Below are 3,515 nucleotides of genomic sequence, written 5' to 3'. Positions count from 1 at the left end.
CCGAGCGCGGTCACCCCGATGATCAGCTTGTCGGCCCGCACCGTGTCCCCGCCGACCACACCGGCCCGGGTGCGCCCCACCTCGGCGGCGAGCCCGTCGAACAGCTCCGTGACGGTGGTCACGGGGGTCTGTCCCGGGCACGCGAGACCGACCACGACCGAGGTCGGCGTCGCCCCCATGGCGGCGACGTCGGCGAGGTTCACCGCCGCCGCCTTCCGCCCCACCTGGGCGGGGGTGGACCAGTCGAGACGGAAGTGCACGCCCTCGACGAGCGTGTCCGTGGTGAGCACCACCCGGCCGTCGGGAGCGGCCACCACCGCGGCGTCGTCGCCGGGGCCGAGCACCGTGCCCGACGGCTGGGGCCGCCCCGTCGTGATCGCGTGGATCAGGCCGAACTCACCGGCGCCCGCCACGGTGTCCGCACCGGGCGTCGAGTCGTGTTCCACACACACCTCCGCTTCTCTGGTCGATGCGCGACACCGGATCCGCGCATCTGAGATCCTCGCGACGCTGCGGTACCTTGCCTGTCGGGTGCCCGGCCGCCGTCGGGTGTCCACCGGGTTCCCTGTCCGCCGGTCGCCGCCGGCGGCCGACACGAAGGGGCGCAGCGCCGTGGTGCACGCATACATCCTCATCCAGACCGAGGTCGGCAGGGCGGCCGCGGTGGCCGCCGAGATCGCCGACATTCCCGGGGTCGCCAGTTCCGAGGACGTCACCGGACCCTACGACGTCATCGTCCGCGCCGAAGCCGAGGACGTCGACCAGCTCGGCAGGCTCGTGGTCGCCCGGGTGCAGAACGTCGAGGGGATCACACGGACGCTGACCTGCCCCGTCGTCCACCTGTGAGGCTGTGATGTAGTGGGGTCGTGAGCGACACCGCAGCTCCCCCACGCGCCCGTCTGATCGTCGCCGCGGCACTGGCCTCGGCGCTCGCCGTCGCGGTCGTCGTGCTCGGACTCGTCGCCTCCCCCGACGGGGAGGACCAGGGCGGGTCCGCCGAGCCGCCCGGACCGCTGCCGCTGGTGTCGATCCCCGCCCCGGAGGCCGACACTCCGCAGTGCGACCGGGTGACCGCGGCCGCGCCGGACACGCTGGAGTCGAAGGACGAGCAGTTGCGACGCCGCACACTCGCCGAGCCGGCGCCACCGGCCACACTCGCCTGGGGCGTCGACAACCCGGTCGTGCTGCGGTGCGGCCTCGACCGCCCGCCGGAACTGACGCGCACCTCACCGCTGCAGGTCGTCAACGGGGTGCAGTGGCTGCCCGTGTCCGGCCAGGGGTCGACCACCTTCTACGCCGTCGACCGCGAGGTGTACGTGGCGCTGACGGTGCCGGAGCAGGCCGGGACCGGCCCGCTGCAGGAGACCTCGGACACCGTCCGGGAGACGCTGCCCGAGGTTCCGCTGAAGTTCGGGTGAGCCCACGGGCCGCACCGGGCGGCATCCGGCGCCGGGGCGGCCGCGGGGTCAGCGCAGGCCGGTGCCGCGCGCGAGCGCGGTGTCGACGAGGGTGGACAGCAGCGAGGGGTAGTCGAGCCCGGTGACCTCCCACATCTTCGGGTAGGCCGAGGTGGTGGTGAAACCGGGCATGGTGTTGACCTCGTTGATGGTCAGGGTGCCGTCGTCGCCGACGAAGAAGTCCACCCTGGCGAGTCCCTGGCAGTCGAGCGCGTGGAACGCCCGCACCGCGCACGCCCGGAGCCGCTCGGTGACCTCGTCGTCCAGCTTCGCGGGAATGTCCAGTTCGGCGGCCTCGCCCAGGTACTTGGTCTCGAAGTCGTACCAGGCGTCGGCGTCGTCGCCGACCACCCGGATCTCGGCGGGCAGCGACGCCTCCACCCGTCCGTCCGGGAACTCCAGCACCCCGCACTCGACCTCGTGCCCGGTGACCGCGGCCTCCACGAGCACCTTCGGGTCGGTCCGCCGTGCGGTGGCCACCGCCTCGTCCAGCTGTGCCCGGTCGGTGACCCGGCTGATGCCGATCGAGGATCCGGCCCTGGCGGGCTTGACGAACACGGGCAGCCCCAGCCGCTCGACGTCGGCCGCGTCCGGTGCCGACTGTCCACGGCGGACCATGGCGTAGTCGCCGACCGGCAGGCCCTCGGCCGCCAGCAGCTTCTTGGTGTACTCCTTGTCCATCGCGGCGGCACTGGCCAGCACCCCCGCGCCGACGTAGGGCAGGTCGGCCAGTTCGAGCAGACCCTGGATCGTGCCGTCCTCGCCGAAGGCCCCGTGCAACACGGGGAAGACGACGTCCACCCCGGAGAGCACCTCGGCGCGCCGCCCCGGTTCCAGGCGCACCACCCCGCCCGTGGTGGGGTCGCCCGCGAGCACGAGCGGGTCCCCCGACTCCACCGACGGCAGGTCCCGCCCGTGGATGCGCAGCTGCTCGGGATCGCTCGTGCCGAGCACCCAGCCACCGTCCGGGGTGACGCCCAGCGGCACGACCTCGAACCGGTCGGGATCCAGGTTGCCCATGACGCTGCCGGCGGACACGCAGGAGATGGTGTGCTCGGTGCTGCGTCCCCCGAACACGACGGCCACTCGGGTCTTGCGGCTACTCATGGGTCGGCACCCTACCCTCGCCTCGGCCGGAGCACCTCGACCAGCACCCCGAGCACCTCTCGCAGTTCCGCACGCGAGCAGCCGGCGTACCCGACGGCGATGCCCGCCGCGTGGGGAGTGCCCGCGAAGTGCCTGCCCAACCCGTCGAGCAGCAGTCCCCGTTCGCGTCCCTCGGCGAGCCTGCGTCGTTCCCCGTCCCCGGACTCCAGGGGCACCACCAGGTGCGCGCCCGCGTCGTCGCCCAGGTACGGCACCCCCGCGCGGCGTAGCGCGCCGGTCAGCATCGACCGCCGCTCGGACAGCTCCCGGCGCAACTTCCGCAGGTGCCTGCCGAGGTCACCGTGCCGGGCGAGCTCCACCAGCACCCGCTGCCCCGCCGGGGAGGCGCGGGTGCCGGTGACGTCGCGGTAGTCGAGCACGGCCGAGGCCACCCCCGGCGGGGCGACCATCCACCCGGCGCCGAGCGTCGGCGTGAGGATCTTGCTCGTGGTGCCGAGGTGCACGACGACGTCCGGCGCGAGCGAGGCCAGCATCGGCAGCGGGGCGACGTCGTAGCGCAGCTCGCCGTCGTAGTCGTCCTCGAATACCAGGAACCCGTCGGCGCGGGCGCGTTCCACCAGGGCGACCCGGCGGGAGGCGCTCATCCGGCAGCCCATCGGGTACTGGTGCGCGGGTGAGCAGTACACGGCGGCCACCCCGGGCGGGATGTCGGCGCACCGCAGTCCCTCGCCGTCCACCCCGACCGGCACGACCCGCATCCCCGCGTACCGGAACGCGCGCACGGCGCGCTGGTAGCCGGGTTCCTCCACGGCGACGACGTCGCCCGGGCGCAGGGCCGCCGCGGCGATCTCGATGACGGCGGCCGTGGTGCCGCCCGTGGCCAGCACCGACTGGGTGGCGGCGTCGAGTCCCCGGTGCCGCAGCAGGTGTTGGGTGATCACCGACCGGTAC

At 73.8% G+C, this 3,515-nt stretch carries 5 protein-coding genes; 2 read left to right on the top strand and 3 right to left on the bottom strand.

All coding sequences use genetic code 11. From position 1 onward, the window contains the following. On the bottom strand, window positions 1–446 hold a 446-nt coding region (locus tag ACTIR_RS21260), incomplete at its 3' end, for an AIR synthase related protein (RefSeq protein ID WP_034237990.1). A 166-nt stretch (window positions 447–612) separates the two neighbouring features. On the opposite strand from ACTIR_RS21260, the gene ACTIR_RS0102425 reads away from it, so the two are divergent. Both ACTIR_RS0102425 and ACTIR_RS0102420 read left to right on the top strand, forming a co-directional pair. After that, complete coding sequence (locus ACTIR_RS0102425; RefSeq protein ID WP_026453094.1) at window positions 613–846, top strand: Lrp/AsnC ligand binding domain-containing protein; 234 nt, start codon at window positions 613–615, stop codon at window positions 844–846. Between the two features lie 20 nt (window positions 847–866). After that, window positions 867–1,418 (top strand): DUF3515 domain-containing protein, encoded by a 552-nt coding sequence (locus ACTIR_RS0102420; protein ID WP_026453093.1) that lies wholly within the window; start codon window positions 867–869, stop codon window positions 1,416–1,418. 48 nt (window positions 1,419–1,466) lie between these two features. Here the strand turns inward: ACTIR_RS0102420 and ACTIR_RS0102415 are convergent, their stop codons facing one another. Next, entirely contained in the window at window positions 1,467–2,564 is a 1,098-nt protein-coding gene (locus ACTIR_RS0102415) for a D-alanine--D-alanine ligase family protein (RefSeq protein ID WP_026453092.1), read from the bottom strand. A gap of 11 nt (window positions 2,565–2,575) precedes the next feature. Continuing rightward, window positions 2,576–3,515 (bottom strand): aminotransferase-like domain-containing protein (locus ACTIR_RS21255; RefSeq protein ID WP_034237927.1); only part of this gene is annotated, 940 nt, incomplete at its 5' end.

It is taken from the genome of Saccharomonospora iraqiensis subsp. iraqiensis, from assembly GCF_000430445.1.
In the GTDB taxonomy this organism is placed as follows: Bacteria; Actinomycetota; Actinomycetes; order Mycobacteriales; family Pseudonocardiaceae; genus Saccharomonospora; species Saccharomonospora iraqiensis.
Note: the sequence above shows the minus strand (reverse complement) of the source record. Positions and strands in the feature narration are given on the sequence as shown.

Excerpts from the sequence above, each read along its gene's own strand:
- ACTIR_RS0102415 (WP_026453092.1), bottom strand. The coding sequence starts at position 2,564 with ATGAGTAGCCGCAAGACCCGAGTGGCCGTCGTGTTCGGGGGACGCAGC.